Raw genomic sequence first — 16,045 nt, 5'->3', positions numbered from 1 at the left:
AAACGGGAGCACGGCCGGCGTGAGCGCCACCCACCACCTGACGCCCGGTATGCGGGTGCGCCATCCAAGCAAGCCCGACTGGGGCCTGGGGCAGATCCAGTCGGTGATCGACGACCGGGTCACCGTGAACTTCGAGCATGCCGGCAAGCTGCTGATCATTGCCTCGCAGGTGGAGCTGGAAGTCGTCCCCGACGACGCTTCCTAGAATGCCGCGCGCCATGCTTCTCCACGCCGCCCCCAGCCTGACCGCCACCTTCCTCCGGGGCGCCCTGCTGCCGCTTCTGCTGGCCCTGCTGTGCCTGGCGCCCCCTTCGGCGGCCCAGACGGCGACCGAGCAGTCGATCGCCGACCAGGCGCTTCACCAGGCGGCGCGCAGCGACGACGCGGAGCTGGCGGGCTACGCCCTGGAACGGGGCGCCGACCTGGAGGCGCGCGACCAGCTCGGCAACACGCCGCTGCAGGTCACGGCCATGCACGGCAGTCCGGCGGTGACGGAGCTGCTGCTGGCCCGCGGCGCCGATCCCGCCGCGGCGACGCCCGACGACAACTGGACCGCCCTGCACTACGCCGCCTACGAAGGCTATGACCGGGTCGCCAAGCAACTGGTGGAGGCCGGCGCGCCGGTCGACGCGCGCGAGAAGGACCACGGCAACATGCCGCTGCACATCGCCGCGCGCCGGCTGAAGCGGCCGGTGCTGGCGGTCCTGCTCGCCGCCGGGGCCGAGGTGGACGCCCGCGATGAAGTTGACGGCAACACCGCGCTGATCAACGCCGCCTTCGATCCCCTCGGCACGTTGCTGGTGGCGGAGCTGCTGGCGGCCGACGCCGACCCGAGCCTGGCGGCGAAAGACGGCACCACCGCGTTGATCGCCGCCACGGGCGCCGGGGCGGAAGGCAGCTTCCAGCTATTGCTGGCGGCCGGGGCCGATGCCGGGGCGCGTCGCAGCGATGGCCGCTCCGCCCTGCACATCGCCGCCGGTCGGGGCCGGACCAAGCTGCTGCGCGCCCTGCTCGACAGCGGCATCCCCGTCGACCAAAAGGCCAACGAGGGTGAGACGGCGCTGGGCGAGGCCATTGAGGCGGCCCAGGTCGACACGGTGATCGCCCTGCTGGAGACGGGCGCCGATCCCAACCTGCCGGGGCGCAGCGGCCGCCCGCCGGTGGTGCTGGCCGCGGCCGCGGGTCAGGCGGGAGCGCTCTACGTGCTGCTGAACCACGGCGCCGATCCCAATGCCCGCGAGATCGAGACCGGCAACACCGCGCTCATGATGGCGGCCAACCGGGCGCGCCTGGAAGAAGTGAAGCTGCTGCTGCAGGCCGGAGCGGACCCGACCTTGAAAGCCAAGGACGGTTGGACCGCCCTCGCCGCGGCCGACATGATCGGCGACAGCGAAATCGTCGAGCTGCTGCGCCTGGCCGGCGCGCGCGAATAGCCCGCCGCTAGAGGCGGACGTTCGAGGTGGAGTAGACGTCGGCGGACGTCATGGGCATGCTCGACAGAACCACCGCACCCAAAACGGCGATCAGGATGGCGGCGACGGCGCCTGCAATGATCGATTTCATAATCCTACAATCCTCAACAAAGATAGCGTCCAAGTTACTTGGTGCTTTGGGCTGCCTGCCTCAGTTCGCCGCCCCCTCGGCGGCGGTTATGCTCTTCAGATAAGTGATGAGATCTTCACGGTCCTTCGCCGAGGGCATGCGCTGCAACGGCATCTTGCTGCCCGGCGTGAAGGCGTCCGGACCCTCGGCGAAGAGCCGGTCGATGGTCTCCTCGGTCCAGACCAGGTTGCTGTGGGTCAGGGCGTCGGAGTAGTTGTAGCCCTCGATGGTGCCCGCGCGCCGGCCGAAGACGCCATAGAGCGTCGGCCCCGCGCGGTGGCCGCCATCGGCGGTGACGGTGTGGCAAGCGGCGCACTTGCGGAACAGCTTGGCGCCGCGCGCATCGGCTTCGCTTGCAGCGGGAAGTTCCGGCAAGGCCGCGACTTCCTCGGAAGCGCCCACTTCGCTGCGGGTCTCCAGATCCCAGATGCGCGTCACCTCGTCGGCGCCGGCGGAGAGCAGGCGCTTGCCGTCCGGGGTGAAGGCCAGGGCCCAGACCGGCTGGCTATGGCCGTAGAGCGAGGCGATGATGCGCCGCTCCTCGATGTTCCAGAGGTTCACCGTGCCATCGACCCCGCCGGAGGCCGCCAGTTGGCCGTCGGGCGAAACCGCCACGGCGAAGACGGGACCTTCGTGGCCGCGCAACTCGGCCAGTTCGCGGCCGCTGTCAAGATCCCAGAGGCGCACCGTCTCGTCCACCGAGGCCGACAGAGCGCGCTTGCCGCCCGGCAGGAAGACGACGGCGTTGACGCCGAAGTCGTGTCCTTCCATGAGGCGGCGCAGGCGCGGCGCGCCGCCGTCCTCCGGCAGTTCATAGTAGCGTATCGCGGAATCGTAGCTGCCGCTCAGCAGACCGTGTCCGTCGGGTGAGAAGGCTACCGCATTGACGTTGCTGCGGTGGTCGTCCAGCACGAATAGCTGCTTACGGCCCGCCAGATCCCACAGCCGTACCGTGTGGTCCCAGCCGGCGGAGGCCGCCAGGCGGCCATCCGGCGAGACGGCCACCCCCGCCACCTTGCCGCCGTGACCGGTGAAGACGTGCAACAGCTTGCCGCTCTGCAGGTCCCAGAGGCGCAGCGTCCCGTCGTCGCTGGCCGAGAGCGCCTTGTGGCCGTCTTCCAGCAGCGCCACCGCATTGACCGCGCCTTCGTGGTCGTCCAGCACCTCCAGCGCCTGCTGGCTCTCCAGGTTCCACAGGATGACGCTGTAGTCGAAGCTGGCGGAAATCACCTGGCGGCCGTCCGGCGACACCGCGACGCCCTTCACGAAGCCGCCGTGCCCGCGCAGCTCCGCGCCGGCCGGCGTAACACCCCAGGCCGCCGCCAGGCAGAACGCCGCCACAAAGAGCGCCAAGGGGGACAGCCGCGCCAGGGGACGCGGCCGGGACGCGGCGGGGCGCGCTGCGCTAGTCGATCTCGAAGGGCTCGCGGGCAACGGACTGACCTATCTTCTCCACCAGGGGCGCGACCATGGCGCGGGCGACCCGCTCGGTCTCCGGCCCGGAGAGCCGGTAGTAAGCATCGCCCTGCCAGGCCACCTTGCCGCTGCTGCGCTCGCGCAGGACGGCATTGATATGAAACACGCTGCTGTCCACGTCGGGCTGTTCCTGCCGCCCGCCCAGGACGCTGTCCTCCTCCAAGGACCAGACGTTGACGCTGACGTCCACCCCGCTCTCGGTGACCTCCGCCGAACCAAGGCTGGGGCCCTGCGGCACGTCCTCGGCCGGGATGATGCCGCTCTCAAAGAGTAACAGATAGTCCGCCCGCGCTTCGCTTTCCACCCGTCCGCGCTGTTGCGCGGCGAGCTGAGCCTCGAAGTCCGCCTTGACCCGCAGGTTCAGGCCGCTGTCGTCGTAGGGAGAGACGCCCCCCCCCGGCATCTCGGGCGGCTTGCTGAAGACCTGCGCGGTCAGCATGCCGGGGCCGGCGTCCGGCGCGCGCGCCGGAGCCTGCTGGGCGACGGCACCTTGGGGCAGCCCCAGCAGCAGCGCCAGTCCGGCGATCGTCGCTGTTCTGGCCAGAATGGTCATGCCGCCCGCACTTTGCTCCGTCGTGGGGATTGCCGGCCGCGCCTGCGCGCCCTCACCTTTCGCCCCCGGGCGGGAGCGGCGGCAGGGTATAGCCGCTGACGCCGTGCTGGAACGAGGAGACCAGATTCCCGCTTTCCTGGTCGACCGCCAGCAGATGCACCTGGAAGGCGCCGTTGCTGTTGCCGCCGGGCTGCATGACGGTCACCAGCCAGACCTTGCGGCCGTCACGCTCGCCGGCGCGGACCTTCAGGACCTGCACCCCGTAACGCTCGGCGATGCTCTTGGCGGCGGCTTCCTGGCTGACCGCCGCCTGAGCGGCGGGGAGAAGCGGCGCCGCCGTCAGCACGCCGGCACAGGTAAGCGCCAGAAAAAGACTGCGATACCGCTTGGCCATGAGGCTCCCCATATCTATTCAGCCGGTTGCTGCGCCTCCGAACCGCTGCGCACCTCCTGGACCCAGAGGGAGTGGTGCTCCTTGGCCCAGTTCAGATCGACCTGACCGCTGCCCATGGCCTCGAAAGCGCCTTCCATCCCCAGCGAGCCGATGTAGATGTGGCCGATGATGATGGCGATGAGGATCAGGGCGACGACGCCGTGCCAAAGCTGCGAAAGCTGCATCTCCTGCATCATCGTCAGGTCGGTCGGCAGGCCGAGGCCGAAGATGTTCAGCACCTCGAAGGTGCCGCCGAAGAACGCGAACTGGAAGGGGAAGAGCAGCGCCAACCCGGAAAGGCTGATAGAGACGCCGCCCAGGATCACCGCCCAGAAAATCAGCTTCTGGCCGGCGTTGAACTTGCCCGCCGGCGGATGCACGCCCTTCTTGAAAAGGCCGCCGCCCACCGCCAGCCAGTGCAGGTCCCGCTTGCCCGGGATATTGCGGCCGACCCAGAGGAAGAAGATCAGCACCACGCCGACCATGAAGGCGAAGGACAGGAAGTTGTGCGCGTACTTACCGGCGAGGGTGATGGCGGCGAAGATGTCCAGGCCGAGAATCGGCAGCAGCACGTGGCGGCCATAGAGAATGTTGAGCCCGGTCAGCGCCAGCACGATGAAGGAGGTGGCGGTGATCCAGTGGGCCGTGCGCTCGATCATGTTGAAGCGCTCGATGGTGGTGCCGCTGGGGCCGGCGTCGATGCGGATGCGACCGCGCACGGCAAAGAACAGGGCGATCAGCGCGACAATGCCGAGCATCGCCCAGGCGCCGTAGACCGTCACCGGGCCGTTGCGCACGGCGCGCCAGTTGTCGCCTTCGGACTGGATCAGCTGCCCGGCCTGGGCATTGGGAATGGTGACCGAGCCGGTTTCGCCGCGGCGGATCGCCCGCCAGAACTCGCTGTCGGCGGTATTGCCCAGGACGTTGCCCGGAACATTGCCGGCCGTCGGGCTTTCGGCCGCCGTGGTGTCTGCGCCCTGCGCCCGGGCCGGCGCCGTCGGCGCGGTCACCGCCACGACGGCGGCCAGCAGCAGCAGGAAGCCGAAGATAAGGGAAAAGGCGCTGCGCCGCGGGCGCAAGACGGAGGCGATCATGGTATTTCCTCTCACCGAGCTACATCTCTTCATCGTCTGGGAGCAACGAAAGGGAACCTCCCCTAAACGGGTCAGCCGCCGCTTTGCATCATCGCGCGGGAGCGCAGTTCATCGCGCTTCTCGTCGCTCAGCGGGCTGTCGGCCTTGCCGAGATAGGTGCCTTTTTCATAGCGCAGGATGCGTCCCTGCTCGGACTCGTCACAGGCCGCCAGGGCCAGGACAAGGCCGGCGCCGGCGACGACAGGTATTAGCTTGTGCAGGACCATCAGGTCTTCTACCTCCAATCGAGGCAATAAAATCAAACGGGTTATGGTTAATATTTCCTTACGGAAGCCGGGCCCCCATGGGAAAGGGGGGCGGCGCCAAGCGCCGCCCCCATCCCAAACCGGGGCCTAGAAACGCTCCCGATTAGTCTGACCAGGCCTCAGGCTCAAGAACCCGACTTCTGGTCGTAGGCCGTACCCCAGCCCCAGGCGCCCGACCCGAAACCGCGGGCGACGACGCGCTCGCGATAGATGTCGGACACCACGTCGCCGTCGCCGGCGAGCAGAGCCTTGGTCGAGCACATCTCCGCGCAAAGCGGCAGCTTGCCCTCGGCCAGACGGTTGCGCCCGTACTTCTGGAACTCGGCGGAGGAGTTGTCCTCCTCGGGTCCGCCGGAGCAGAAGGTGCACTTGTCCATCTTGCCTCGGCTGCCGAAATTGCCGGCCTGCGGGTACTGCGGCGCTCCGAAAGGACAGGCGTAGAAGCAGTAACCGCAACCGATGCAGAGATCCTTGGAGTGCAGTACCACACCGTCTTCGGTCTGGTAGAAGCAATCCACCGGGCAGACGGCCATGCAGGGCGCGTCGGAACAGTGCATGCAGGCCACGGAGATGGACCGCTCACCGGGCTTACCATCGTTGATGGTGACGACCCGGCGCCGGTTCACGCCCCAGGGAATTTCATGCTCGTTCTTGCACGCTGTGACACAGGCATTGCACTCGATGCAGCGCTCAGCGTCACAGAGGAATTTCATTCGTGCCATGATTCAACTCCTCCCTTAAGCCGGCTCGACACGGCAGAGCGTGACCTTGGTTTCCTGCATATTGGTCACCGAGTCATAGCCGTATGTCTGTGCCGTATTGCTGGCCTCACCGAGTACATAAGGATCGGCGCCCTTCGGATACTTGTGGCGTTGATCCTCACCTTGCCAGTGACCGCCGAAGTGGAAGGGCATGAAGACCACGCCGCGTCCCACTCGTTCGGTCACCATCGCCTTAACCTTGACCTTGGCGCCCTCAGGGCTGTGCAGCCAGACCATGTTGCCGTCGCGGATGCCGCTGTTGTTGGCGTCCACGGGGTTGATCTCGACGAACATGTCCTGCTGGAGTTCGGCCAGCCAGGGGTTGGAGCGGGTTTCATCGCCGCCGCCCTCGTACTCGACCAGACGGCCGGAGGTAAGGATGGTCGGGAAGTCGGCGGAGAAATCCTGGTCCTGGATCGACTTATAGAGGATCGGCAAGCGGTACATCTTGCGATCGGAATAAGTCGGATAGTCAGCGACAAGATCACGGCGCGGGGTGTAGAGCGGCTCGCGGTGCAGCGGCACCGGATCCGGGAAGTTCCACACCACGGTACGCGCCTTGGCGTTGCCGAAGGGCGCGCAGCCATGCTTGATGGCGACACGCTGGATACCGCCCGAAAGGTCGACCTTCCAGTTGGTCTTGTCGCCGGCGATGGCTTCGATGGTCGAACGCTCCTCGTCGGTCAGGTCCTTGTCCCAGCCCAGCTTCTTCAGCATGGCCATGGTGAACTCGGGATAACCGTCCTTGATCTCCGAGCCGACCGGATAGGAGCCTTCGGCGAGCAGGTTGTCGCCGTCGCGCTCCACGCCGAAACGGGCGCGGAAACAGAGGCCGCCTTCGGCCACCGGCTTGGAAGGATCATAGAGCACCGGGGTGCCCGGGTGCCCCATCTCGGGAGTGCCCCAGCAAGGCCACGGCAGGCCGTAGTAGTCGCCGTCGGCAGGACCGCCGCGTGCCTGCAGCGTGGTCTTGTCGAAGGTCTGCTGGTTGGCCATGTGGGTCTTGAGGCGCTCCGGCGACTGGCCGGTGTAGCCGATAGTCCACATGCCGCGGTTGATCTCGCGAAGAATGTCCTCGATCAGCGGAACGTTGTTCTCGACCTTGATGTTCTTGAACATCTCGTCCGCAAAACCGAACTTCTTGGCGAAGAGATACATGATCTCGTGATCGACCTTGGACTCGAAGAGCGGCTCGACGATCTTCTCGCGCCACTGCAGCGAGCGGTTGGACGCGGTCACGGACCCGTAGGTCTCGAACTGAGTCGCCGCCGGCAGCAGGTAGGTGCCGTCCTTTCGGTCGTTCATCACCGCAGCCATCGTCGGATAAGGATCGACGATGACCAGCAGGTCCAGCTTCTCCATCGCCTTCTTCATGTCGGGCAGACGGGTCTGCGAGTTCGCCGCGTGCCCCCAGAAGACCATGGCCCGGAGGTTATCCGGCTGGTCGATATTTTCCTTCGCCTCAAGGGTCAGGTCGAACCAGCGCGACACGGGCACACCGGCCTTCGACATGAAGTCCTTGTTCTCGAAGCGGTTGACTAGGTACTCGTAATCGACGTCCCAGACCCTGGCCCAGTGGTTCCAGGCACCCGCCGAGAGACCGTAGTAGCCCGGCAGGGTGTGGCACAGCACGCCGAGGTCGGTCGCACCCTGCACGTTGTCGTGGCCGCGGTAGATGTTGGTGCCGCCGCCGTTGGTGCCGATCACGCCGAGGGCGAGACCGAGGATGCAGTAGGCCCGGGTGTTGTTGTTGCCGTTGGTGTGCTGGGTGCCGCCCATGCACCAGATGATGGTGAAGGGACGGTTGTTGGCCAGCGTCCGCGCCACGCGCTTCAGCTGAGAGCCCGGCACGCCGGTAACGCGCTCGGTCTCCTCGGGGTTCCACTTGGCGACCTCGGCCTTGATCTGGTCCATGCCCCAGACGCGCTGGCGGATGAACTCCTTGTCCTCCCAGCTGTTCTCGAAGACATGCCAGAGGATGCCCCAGATCAGCGCCACGTCGGTGCCGGGGCGGAACCGCACGTATTCATCGGCGTGCGCGGCCGTGCGCGTGAAGCGCGGGTCGCAGACAATGAAGGGCGCGTTGTTCTGCTCCTTGGCCTTCAGCATGTGCTGCATGGCCACCGGGTGAGCCTCGGCCGGGTTGCCGCCGATCTGGAAGATGGCGCGCGAGTTGTGGATGTCGTTGTAGCTGTTCGTCATCGCGCCATAGCCCCAGGTGTTCGCAACACCTGCGACCGTGGTCGAGTGACAGATACGCGCCTGGTGGTCGCCGTTGTTGGACCCCCAGAAGGCGTAGAACTTGCGGAAGAGATAGGCCTGCTCGTTGTTGTGCTTCGCAGAGCCCAGCCAGTAGACCGAATCGGGGCCGGATTTGTCGTAAATCTCCAGCATCTTGTCGCCGATTTCGTCGATCGCCTGTTCCCAGGAGACCTTCGTCCACTTGCCGTCAACCAACTTGGTCGGATGCTTGAGGCGGCGTTCGCCGTGTGCGTGTTCACGCACCGATGCGCCCTTGGCGCAGTGCGCACCGAGGTTGAAGGGGCTGTCCCAGCCGGGTTCCTGCCCGACCCAGACGCCATCCTGGACCTCAGCCATGACCGTGCAGCCCACAGAGCAGTGCGTGCACACGGATTTGACGATCTTTACATTGCCTGTCGCCGATTGGGCGCTCGCCTTTTTCACCATCCCGAGCGGAACCGAAGCCGCGGCGACACCACCTGCCGCCAGTCCGGATCGCTTCAGGAAGGTACGGCGGTCAATGGCGCTACCGGCAATACCGGCTACCGCCTTTGACAAACGGGGGCCATTCGCAACCCCATTCGTCCGTTTGGTAAGCATTGACCTCTCCCTGTTAAGAGTGAGTTGGTACGGAAGGGCTCCTGCCGGAAATCTCCTTAGCGAGCCCGAGAAGCACTCAGCCGGGCCGGTTTAGAACCGGGCCAGCTCGTAGTATTTCCGCACGTGGTCGGTTTCCGCGTAGCCGGAACCCTTCGACGTCGGCGAGACCGCCTCGACAGCGCCCGCCTGGGAAGCTGTCACGGCAATCGCGGCCGCACCGGCACCTAAGCCGGCCTTCTTGAAGAAGTCGCGACGACCCGCGTTGATCTCTTCCTTCTTGCTCAACGGTCCACCCTCCTTTGTCGTGGTGACCTTGTTATTGTTGCAGCGGATGGGCCTAGAGGACCGCTGCCTTCCCGAATTCCGCCCTCCTGCCCGGCGCAGCCGGACCGGCGGGCGATGGCTCTAGGCCGCCATGTCGAAGGCCTGGGTCTCGATCGCCAGAAACAGGCGACCGATGGTGCCCACAGGCATGTAGAGCACGGCCGACTGGGCCGCCTGCAGGTCCTCGAAGAACCGCGGCGCCCAGCAGCCGATATGGGTGTCGAAAAACTCGCGCTGCACCGCCAGCTCGGCGGGCTCGCCGAAACCGCCGGTGATGAGCCCGGCCATCATCTCGCAGAGCGCGGCGATGTGGTCTTCCGGCTCGGCGACATCGTCGGCGCGGGCGATCTGCAGCTTGGCCATGTCGCCGCGCAGCCGCGCCAGGGGCTTCTCGTGAAGGAAGCCGGTGAGATAGTAGGAGGCAAAGGGCAGCAACTCGCCCTGGCCGATGCCGACGAAGAGGTCGAAGTATTCCTGCTTGGCCGTTTCCACGGTGGTGCCGCGGGCCGCCGCCGCCAGGGCCCTGATACCCTGCCCCAGCTCCGAATCGTCGCCTTCCAGGCCACGCAGCATCTGCAGCAGTTGCTCGTTCGGCTCGCGCGAAAGCAACTGCGCCAGCAGCGCGTACCATCCGGCCCGCAGCTGGTCTTCCTCGGATATCTGAACCTGCGCCGCCATGCTACCCAAGCGCGACACTCTCCCAACCTTTGATGAGAGGCCGGTTTTCTGTCAACGAAACCGAGTACCGATCAGTACTCCCAAAGCTCCGCGGAACCAACTCTCTCGGCCCTATATCCCTGATTTTCCCAGGGTTTTTTCTTAGAACCTTTCGAATTAGACCCCCTTTGAGCAGCAACTGTCAACAAAATCGCATGTTGCATTGCACAAGTCGCCACACACGAAAAGCGGTCATTCTTCCTGGCTTTCCAGCGGTTTTTGGTGAAGCGCGAGCGAAAGAAAACACAACCTATACGGGTTACTAACGATCAGGATCACCCCAGCGCCGCTGAAGGGCGGAACGCTGCGCCGCGCGGGGGCCGCCGTGGCGTCGAGTCGGGCTGGCGGTGACGATCGGATCGCCGGGATTGCGCGTCTTGGCGCCGGCGGCTCCCTGCCCCGCCGGCACGGCCGGCTCTCCGGTCCCGGCGTCGGGCAGCGCCGCCGTCTCCGCAGGGTCGGACTGCGCCAGAACGGCGGCCTCCCCCGGCTCTTCCCCGGCGGCCGCCTCCTCCGGCTTGTCGGCCTCTTCCTTGTCTTCCTCTTCGCCGAGCACCATGCCCTTGCCGACCTGGTAGATGGTCTTCAGCCCCTCCACCACGGTGCCGGCGTTGGTGTAGTCGAGGTCGTAGTCGTTGAGGCGGTCGAGATGGCCGAACACCGGGTCCAGGCGCCACAGCTTGCGCAGGGCGCGGCGGCGCAAGGCGTCGGGAACGCCGTCCTTCAGGAAGACCGTGAAATCGGAGCCGGCATCCAGGCTGTCGATGTCTGGCAGATCTGCCGGGTCGATCTTGCCGTCGTCGCCGGTCGGCAGAGCCTCCCGGCCGGAATCGGTCGCGGCCAGGGCGGCCGCCTCCTCGGGCGGCCGGTCGGCGCACTGTGGCGCCTCGGCCTCCGCCTCCCGCTTGCGCTGCGACCAGCGGGTGAGGAAGTTCTTGTCGTCGTCACGATCCCCTTTAGCCATGATTTCCTCTGACGAACCTCAAGGACTGCGCCGGGCCTTCGGCGGCAGGGAGACCGGCGGGCAGCGGCTGAACAGCTCGTCGCCGGGCGCGGCTTTCTTGCGCTTGCGCTTGGTGAAGACCTCGTCCACGTGGTGGGCCTCGACAAAGGCCTGAAGGAAGGCGGCGACGTCCTCGGGCATCGGCACGGCCTCGACGATCTCTTCGCCGCTGTCGAGATAGTCCTGCGCCTCGTAAGGGCTGGCGGTCACCAGGAAGGGCAGGTAGTCGTGCGGCGAATCCGGATCGTCGTCACGGCGCAGCAGCACGTAGATGCTGGGCGGGGTCTGCGAGAGGTTGACTTTGTAGGCTTCGGTCTCGGCGCGGAAAAGCTCGAGGCGAAGAGTGCCGCAGTGGTACTGGGTCCAGCCCTCGCCCTGGCGCAACTCCGTCCAGTCGCCCCGGGAATCCAGCGCCGGCGCGCCGGGGATCACCGCCACCGGGCGCCAGATGAAATCGCTCCAGGGGTGATCGGAGCGCTGCCGCTCGATCACCACGCCAAGCGGCATGGTTTCGCTTTTCTCCATGACCTCCGCATTCCAGCCCTGACCCGGCCCGGGCGCCGCCCGAAACCAATTAGCCCGAAAACCGGGCGGCGCAAGTCCGCCGACCGTTCCAGGACCAGCGTCCCAGGACCGGCAGGCAGTTAGGCGACTGCTGCAGAGGGTATGACTTTGCCGGGCGCTTGGCCAGTGCGCTCAGCGGGTGCGCTCAGCGGGTGCGCTCAGCGGGTGCGCTCAGCGGGTGCGCTCGGCAAGCCTGCCGGGTGAAGACGCGCAGCACCGAGGGCGGCCCGGGATTCCCGGACCGCCCTGCGGCGATGATGCCTTCAACGGGTAGAGTGCCGTCAGTTCCAGGCCGCGGCCTGCGCACCGCCGGTCATCTTGGCCGAATAGGAGCGCGCCATGCGGACGTAGTAGGCGACCTCCTCGCTCTTGGCCGCGCAGCTGTCCAGCGCGCCGTAGACGGCAATCTGCAACAGTCCGCTCAGCTGCTCGCCCTCGATGTGCCGGCGGCCGGCCTCCTGCAGCGGACTGCAGGCGTCATTGAGCTGCTCCTCGACCGTGTAGAGCGCGTCCAGCAGGGGCAGGTCGTGGCTCTCCGCCTCGACGATGGTCTGGGCCAGATCGCCGGAGACCTGGTTCTGATAGGTGAACACCGCCGCGGCACGATCCTCGATGGTCTCGTCGATCAGCATCGGCACCACCAGGGAGTGCGCCGCACTCACCGAAGTACCGATCGCCGCCATGGCAACGACCGTGGCCAAAACGCGCTTCTTGAAACGGCCCCTGTGCTTGAACCGAGTCTTCTTGTTTGAAATGCCCATATCTCTGTCCTCACCTGAAGCTTCGCATCGCATTGCCGGGCGGGCCTTGTTGTTGCCGCGACACCTTTTCTCCGCCGGTGTCACGGCCGGCCTTTTCCGGCGCTTACTCTCGCGTGAAACAGTCTGGGCGATTTAGCCTTTCCCGAATCTTACCGCCGCCCGGAGACCCTGGGTTTGTCACAGAACCCGCCAAATTGACGCAAATAGGCGGCAGGCAGGGCGCGGAAACAGGCCGCTTTCCAGGCGCCCGAAGCGGCGTGGATTCAGGTCAAGTTAGACGGCAATTTTAGACAACTGCCCAAGACGACCGGACAGCTCAGCTGGTGGCCCGCAGCTTCAGCTTCAGGCCGACCACCTTGTAGATGTCGAGGCCGGTGATGTTGGCGATCTCGCGAAACGACAGCGAGGTCTCGCGCAGCAGGGTGGCGGCGTGGCGGTAAGGGTTCATGCGCCGCTGCTTGGTCTTGCGCGCCTGGGCGACACTCGAGGTCACGGCCTTGCGCAGTTCCTCGGCATCCAGGCCGCGCGACTGCGCGGCGCGCAGGGCGGCCTCGCGCCGCGCCTTGTCCTCCATGATGAAGTTGTCCATCAGGTGGACGGCGCGCGCAAAGCGGTCGAGGGATTCAGGATTGAAACCCAGGTCGTCGGCCATGTGCTCATCGCCGCGCGGCGGCTCCTGCGGCGGCGGTTCGTCGATGCCGCCGGCCGCGGCTTCGTCCAGCGTCAGGCCGAAACGCTTAGCCAGCCGCTCGGCGGCCGCCAGGGCATTCGACCTTTCGCCCTCGAAGGGGCTTTCGGCCGCCAACTGCAGCAGATTGTGAAAACGCTGCCGCTCGGCTTCTGTGAATCCGGCTGAAATATCAGCCTCCTCAAACGAAAAACGAAATACGCCAGTATAGCACCAAGGGTTAGCAAAGCCCAAAAGCCTGCCACGGCGCCTCGGGGAGGCCCCACCTCGGTTCTATGAAGCTTGAATGAAACTGAAATCGGCGACTTAGCCGCGCTTGTTGACCTCGCGGATCCGCTCGCGCAGCCGGCGCGCGAAGGCGGCCGGCTCCTTCACCGGATCGACTTCCCCCGCCAGGTCGCGCAGTTCGTCGCGGGCCGAGGCGAGGCGCGGCTTCACCGAACTCTCATACGTCTCCGCCGCTTTCTCCTGAACCTGCGGATCGGCGGCGATCCGTCTCGCCGCGGAGACCAGCAAATTTCGCAACAAGGCCACGTCACTCTCTCCTTACCTGAAGCCGCCGCTTCAGACCCCGGTATGACCCAAATCCCGTCGGCGGCATCGGGCCCATTGAAATCAGCAGACCGCCGGCTCTTCAAGGCTCTTTTCGAAGCGCCGCACCGCGCGGCTGACGGTGCTGTAGTGTACGCCGAAATGCGCGGCGATGCTGCTCTGGCTGTAGGCGCCGCTCAGATAGGCCCGCGCCATGGCCTCCTCGCGGCTGGACGCCTCGGCGGCGAAGCTCTCCAGGGGAGGCGGCGGGGCCTGCCACTGGGCCTTCGGGATCTCGGCCAGGTTGCCCCGGCCGGCCGCCTCGGCGGCGGCGCGCTCACGCATCTGTGCAACGAAGTCCTCGGAGCCGAGAAACACCTGGTGGCGCAGGTTCTCCCTGACCGGCGGACGGTCAGCGGCGGCGATGTCCGCCGCGCAGCGTCGGCGCGCCTCGGCAAGGTCTGGCGTGGGCGGATCGCCGGCGTAGAGCGCCAGCAGGTCGTCCACCGCCAGCCAGTCCGGCGCCGCCCGCCCCTGCGGCAGGCGCCCCAGCAGGGCGCGGCAGGAACTCCAGCGCCAGGCGGCGGCGTCTTCGGCTAGGCCCAGTTCCAGGGGCCGGCGCAGGGTGTCGCGGCAGACCGCGGCGACGAAGCCCGGCTTTTCCACCATGACTGCCCGGTAGCGGCCCTGGAACAGGTGGCCGCCGACGCCGTGGCGGCGGTTGAAGGCCTGGGTGTAGCGCCCGTTGATCTGGCGCATGCCGCGCGCCAGCGTCGGGCGGCGGGTCTCCACAACCAGGTGATAGCGGTCCGGCAGCAGGCAGTAGGCCAGGCAGCGCCAGTCGAAGCGTTCGCAGGCCTGGCCGACGATCTCCAGGAAAAGCTCGGAATCCTCCGCCGCCCGGAACACCGTCTGACCGGCATTGCCGAGGGTGGTGAGGTGATAGACCGCGCCGGGCAGTTCGAGGCGAAGGGGCCGTGCCATGGCGCGATTCTAGCGACTTTTCCGCAAAATCCAAGACCTGACCCTTGTTTCGGCCAGTCTTAGGCTTGGGTCGGGGCTGGTCGCAGGCCACCGAGCGGGCGCAAGGCGCCGCCACGGGCGAAAGGCTGGCTGGTGGGAGCTTCGGGGGGAAATGATCGGTGGGGTGCCGGATGGGCGCCGGCACCCCACCGGTCCAGGGACTGGGTGATCCCTGGTGTTCCGGAGCGCTGGGAGATGGGGTTAGCTCTCCGGAACGGGGCAGGTCAATGATGAGGAACTTAGCCCCGCTCTGTTTCTGCGGGATTTCGCGGGCCCAGGTTTTTTGTTTCTTTCGCTTCACTTTCCTCCCTGAGCGGCCGGCCGCCCCCGCCCGAAAAATTCTCTTCGCGGATGAACGCCGGTGCCGGTGCCGGCGACCCACGTCATGCAGGTCACGCTTCGCGTCCAGGCAGGACTTACCCGCGAACACGAAGGAGATGGACCATGACGCATTCTGTGATTTCCGTCCCTCTGCACCGCGTGTCGGTGCTCTTCGGCAGCGCCCTACTTATTGCTGCCGCCTTCACCGTTGTACTGCCCCATGACAGCCACGCTGCCGGCGGCGCCAAAGCGGTGTTCCAGCGCACCAAGCCGCATATGAGCTACAACCCCGCCCCCGGCCGGCCGCAGGGCCCCACCAGCCTGAAGGGCCAGGTGCCCGAGCTGGCGGACTGGTACTGCGGCGAGGGCTCCGGGCCCGGTGGCCATGCCGTCTGTACGCAGGACCTGATCGATTCCTGCAGCGGCACCTACGTGCCGCCGAAGACCAACGGCGAGCACCAGACCTGGGGCATGTGCCACGAGTCGAGCGGCTGAGGTTCAGCCTTCAGGGGCGCCGGAACAGCGCCGGCGCCCCGTTTTTCCCACGACCTGCCGCAGCGCCCCGGGTAAACTGGGCGCCATGCGCTTTCTGACCGCTGCACGCCTGCTCGTCGTCCTGGCCGGCCCGCTGCTGGCCGGCGCCTGCGCGCCGGCGGACAACAGCGCACCGGCCCTGACCAGCGAGGAAGCGCAGGCGCTTCAGGCGCAGCTCAGCGAAGCGGTGGCCGCCTACCGAAAAATTCTACCCCTGCGCATCCACGAGAAGGGCGAACTGGTGAGCATGACGACCGAGGACCTGGGCCTTACCCTGGTCTTCCGGTTTGACGACGTCGGCTCGGGGGGCTCGGGGGGCTCGGGGGGCTCTGGCGGGCAGCAAAGCTTCGCCGACGGTGTCGCCCGGAACATGATGATCGGCCTGGGCTGCGCGAGCCCCAGGATCTCGGACCTGCTGGCCAAGGGCGTGGTGGTCCGCTATCGCTTCTACGACGCGCAGGACAACCTCTTCTTCAAGCACGACCTGAGCGAAAGGGACTGCACGACCTGACGG

At 66.5% G+C, this 16,045-nt stretch carries 20 protein-coding genes; 4 read left to right on the top strand and 16 right to left on the bottom strand.

Going from position 1 to position 16,045, the window contains the following annotated elements; translation table 11 throughout:
- The first annotated feature begins 19 nt into the window (after nt 1-19).
- Together H7X47_RS22470 and H7X47_RS22465 are read left to right on the top strand one after the other, a co-directional pair.
- On the top strand, nt 20-205 hold the full coding sequence (locus H7X47_RS22470; protein ID WP_319633665.1) for a DUF3553 domain-containing protein: 186 nt from the start codon (nt 20-22) through the stop codon (nt 203-205).
- A 13-nt stretch (nt 206-218) separates the two neighbouring features.
- Nucleotides 219-1,433 carry an ankyrin repeat domain-containing protein gene (locus H7X47_RS22465; protein WP_193371013.1) on the top strand — a complete coding sequence of 405 codons (1,215 nt, stop codon included), beginning with the start codon at nt 219-221 and terminating at the stop codon, nt 1,431-1,433.
- Nucleotides 1,434-1,440: 7 nt separating this feature from the next.
- Here H7X47_RS22465 and H7X47_RS26200 read toward each other — a convergent pair whose 3' ends face one another.
- From H7X47_RS26200 to H7X47_RS22390, 16 genes are all read right to left on the bottom strand, one after another.
- Nucleotides 1,441-1,563, bottom strand: a complete 123-nt coding sequence (locus H7X47_RS26200; protein ID WP_264373110.1) for a hypothetical protein — start codon at nt 1,561-1,563, stop codon at nt 1,441-1,443.
- 60 nt (nt 1,564-1,623) lie between these two features.
- Nucleotides 1,624-2,955, bottom strand: a complete 1,332-nt coding sequence (locus tag H7X47_RS22460; RefSeq protein WP_193371012.1) for a c-type cytochrome — start codon at nt 2,953-2,955, stop codon at nt 1,624-1,626.
- Nucleotides 2,956-3,007: 52 nt separating this feature from the next.
- Nucleotides 3,008-3,631 carry a hypothetical protein gene (locus H7X47_RS22455; RefSeq protein ID WP_193371011.1) on the bottom strand — a complete coding sequence of 208 codons (624 nt, stop codon included), beginning with the start codon at nt 3,629-3,631 and terminating at the stop codon, nt 3,008-3,010.
- A gap of 52 nt (nt 3,632-3,683) precedes the next feature.
- Nucleotides 3,684-4,025 carry a hypothetical protein gene (locus H7X47_RS22450; RefSeq protein WP_193371010.1) on the bottom strand — a complete coding sequence of 114 codons (342 nt, stop codon included), beginning with the start codon at nt 4,023-4,025 and terminating at the stop codon, nt 3,684-3,686.
- Between the two features lie 14 nt (nt 4,026-4,039).
- Nucleotides 4,040-5,158, bottom strand: a complete 1,119-nt coding sequence (locus H7X47_RS22445; protein WP_193371009.1) for a formate dehydrogenase subunit gamma — start codon at nt 5,156-5,158, stop codon at nt 4,040-4,042.
- A gap of 71 nt (nt 5,159-5,229) precedes the next feature.
- On the bottom strand, nt 5,230-5,424 hold the full coding sequence (locus H7X47_RS22440) for a hypothetical protein (protein ID WP_193371008.1): 195 nt from the start codon (nt 5,422-5,424) through the stop codon (nt 5,230-5,232).
- 164 nt (nt 5,425-5,588) lie between these two features.
- A complete protein-coding gene (fdh3B, locus tag H7X47_RS22435; RefSeq protein WP_193371007.1) occupies nt 5,589-6,185 on the bottom strand; it encodes a formate dehydrogenase FDH3 subunit beta in 597 nt (198 codons plus the stop codon).
- 15 nt (nt 6,186-6,200) lie between these two features.
- Nucleotides 6,201-9,065, bottom strand: a complete 2,865-nt coding sequence (locus H7X47_RS22430) for a formate dehydrogenase subunit alpha (RefSeq protein ID WP_193371006.1) — start codon at nt 9,063-9,065, stop codon at nt 6,201-6,203.
- A gap of 90 nt (nt 9,066-9,155) precedes the next feature.
- On the bottom strand, nt 9,156-9,350 hold the full coding sequence (locus tag H7X47_RS22425; protein ID WP_193371005.1) for a twin-arginine translocation signal domain-containing protein: 195 nt from the start codon (nt 9,348-9,350) through the stop codon (nt 9,156-9,158).
- A 120-nt stretch (nt 9,351-9,470) separates the two neighbouring features.
- The gene (locus H7X47_RS22420; protein WP_193371153.1) at nt 9,471-10,067 is read right to left on the bottom strand and encodes a TorD/DmsD family molecular chaperone; all 597 of its coding nucleotides are present in this window, start codon (nt 10,065-10,067) and stop codon (nt 9,471-9,473) included.
- 301 nt (nt 10,068-10,368) lie between these two features.
- The gene (locus H7X47_RS22415) at nt 10,369-11,070 is read right to left on the bottom strand and encodes a DUF3306 domain-containing protein (RefSeq protein WP_193371004.1); all 702 of its coding nucleotides are present in this window, start codon (nt 11,068-11,070) and stop codon (nt 10,369-10,371) included.
- Between the two features lie 18 nt (nt 11,071-11,088).
- A complete protein-coding gene (locus H7X47_RS22410) occupies nt 11,089-11,634 on the bottom strand; it encodes a DUF3305 domain-containing protein (protein WP_193371003.1) in 546 nt (181 codons plus the stop codon).
- Nucleotides 11,635-11,954: 320 nt separating this feature from the next.
- Nucleotides 11,955-12,374, bottom strand: a complete 420-nt coding sequence (locus tag H7X47_RS22405; protein WP_193371002.1) for a hypothetical protein — start codon at nt 12,372-12,374, stop codon at nt 11,955-11,957.
- Nucleotides 12,375-12,750: 376 nt separating this feature from the next.
- Complete coding sequence (locus tag H7X47_RS22400; protein ID WP_193371001.1) at nt 12,751-13,239, bottom strand: hypothetical protein; 489 nt, start codon at nt 13,237-13,239, stop codon at nt 12,751-12,753.
- Nucleotides 13,240-13,428: 189 nt separating this feature from the next.
- Nucleotides 13,429-13,656 carry a hypothetical protein gene (locus H7X47_RS22395; protein WP_193371000.1) on the bottom strand — a complete coding sequence of 76 codons (228 nt, stop codon included), beginning with the start codon at nt 13,654-13,656 and terminating at the stop codon, nt 13,429-13,431.
- A gap of 81 nt (nt 13,657-13,737) precedes the next feature.
- The gene (locus H7X47_RS22390; RefSeq protein ID WP_193370999.1) at nt 13,738-14,637 is read right to left on the bottom strand and encodes a transposase; all 900 of its coding nucleotides are present in this window, start codon (nt 14,635-14,637) and stop codon (nt 13,738-13,740) included.
- Between the two features lie 483 nt (nt 14,638-15,120).
- Here H7X47_RS22390 and H7X47_RS22385 point away from each other — a divergent pair, with 483 nt between their 5' ends.
- Complete coding sequence (locus tag H7X47_RS22385; protein ID WP_193370998.1) at nt 15,121-15,492, top strand: hypothetical protein; 372 nt, start codon at nt 15,121-15,123, stop codon at nt 15,490-15,492.
- Between the two features lie 85 nt (nt 15,493-15,577).
- Complete coding sequence (locus H7X47_RS22380) at nt 15,578-16,042, top strand: hypothetical protein (protein WP_193370997.1); 465 nt, start codon at nt 15,578-15,580, stop codon at nt 16,040-16,042.
- Nucleotides 16,043-16,045 lie beyond the last annotated feature (3 nt).

The sequence above is a fragment of the Pelagibius marinus genome (genome assembly GCF_014925385.1).
In the GTDB taxonomy this organism is placed as follows: Bacteria; Pseudomonadota; Alphaproteobacteria; order Kiloniellales; family Kiloniellaceae; genus Pelagibius; species Pelagibius marinus.
The sequence above is the reverse complement of the archived record's forward strand: the minus strand, read 5'-3'. Positions and strand labels throughout refer to the sequence as shown.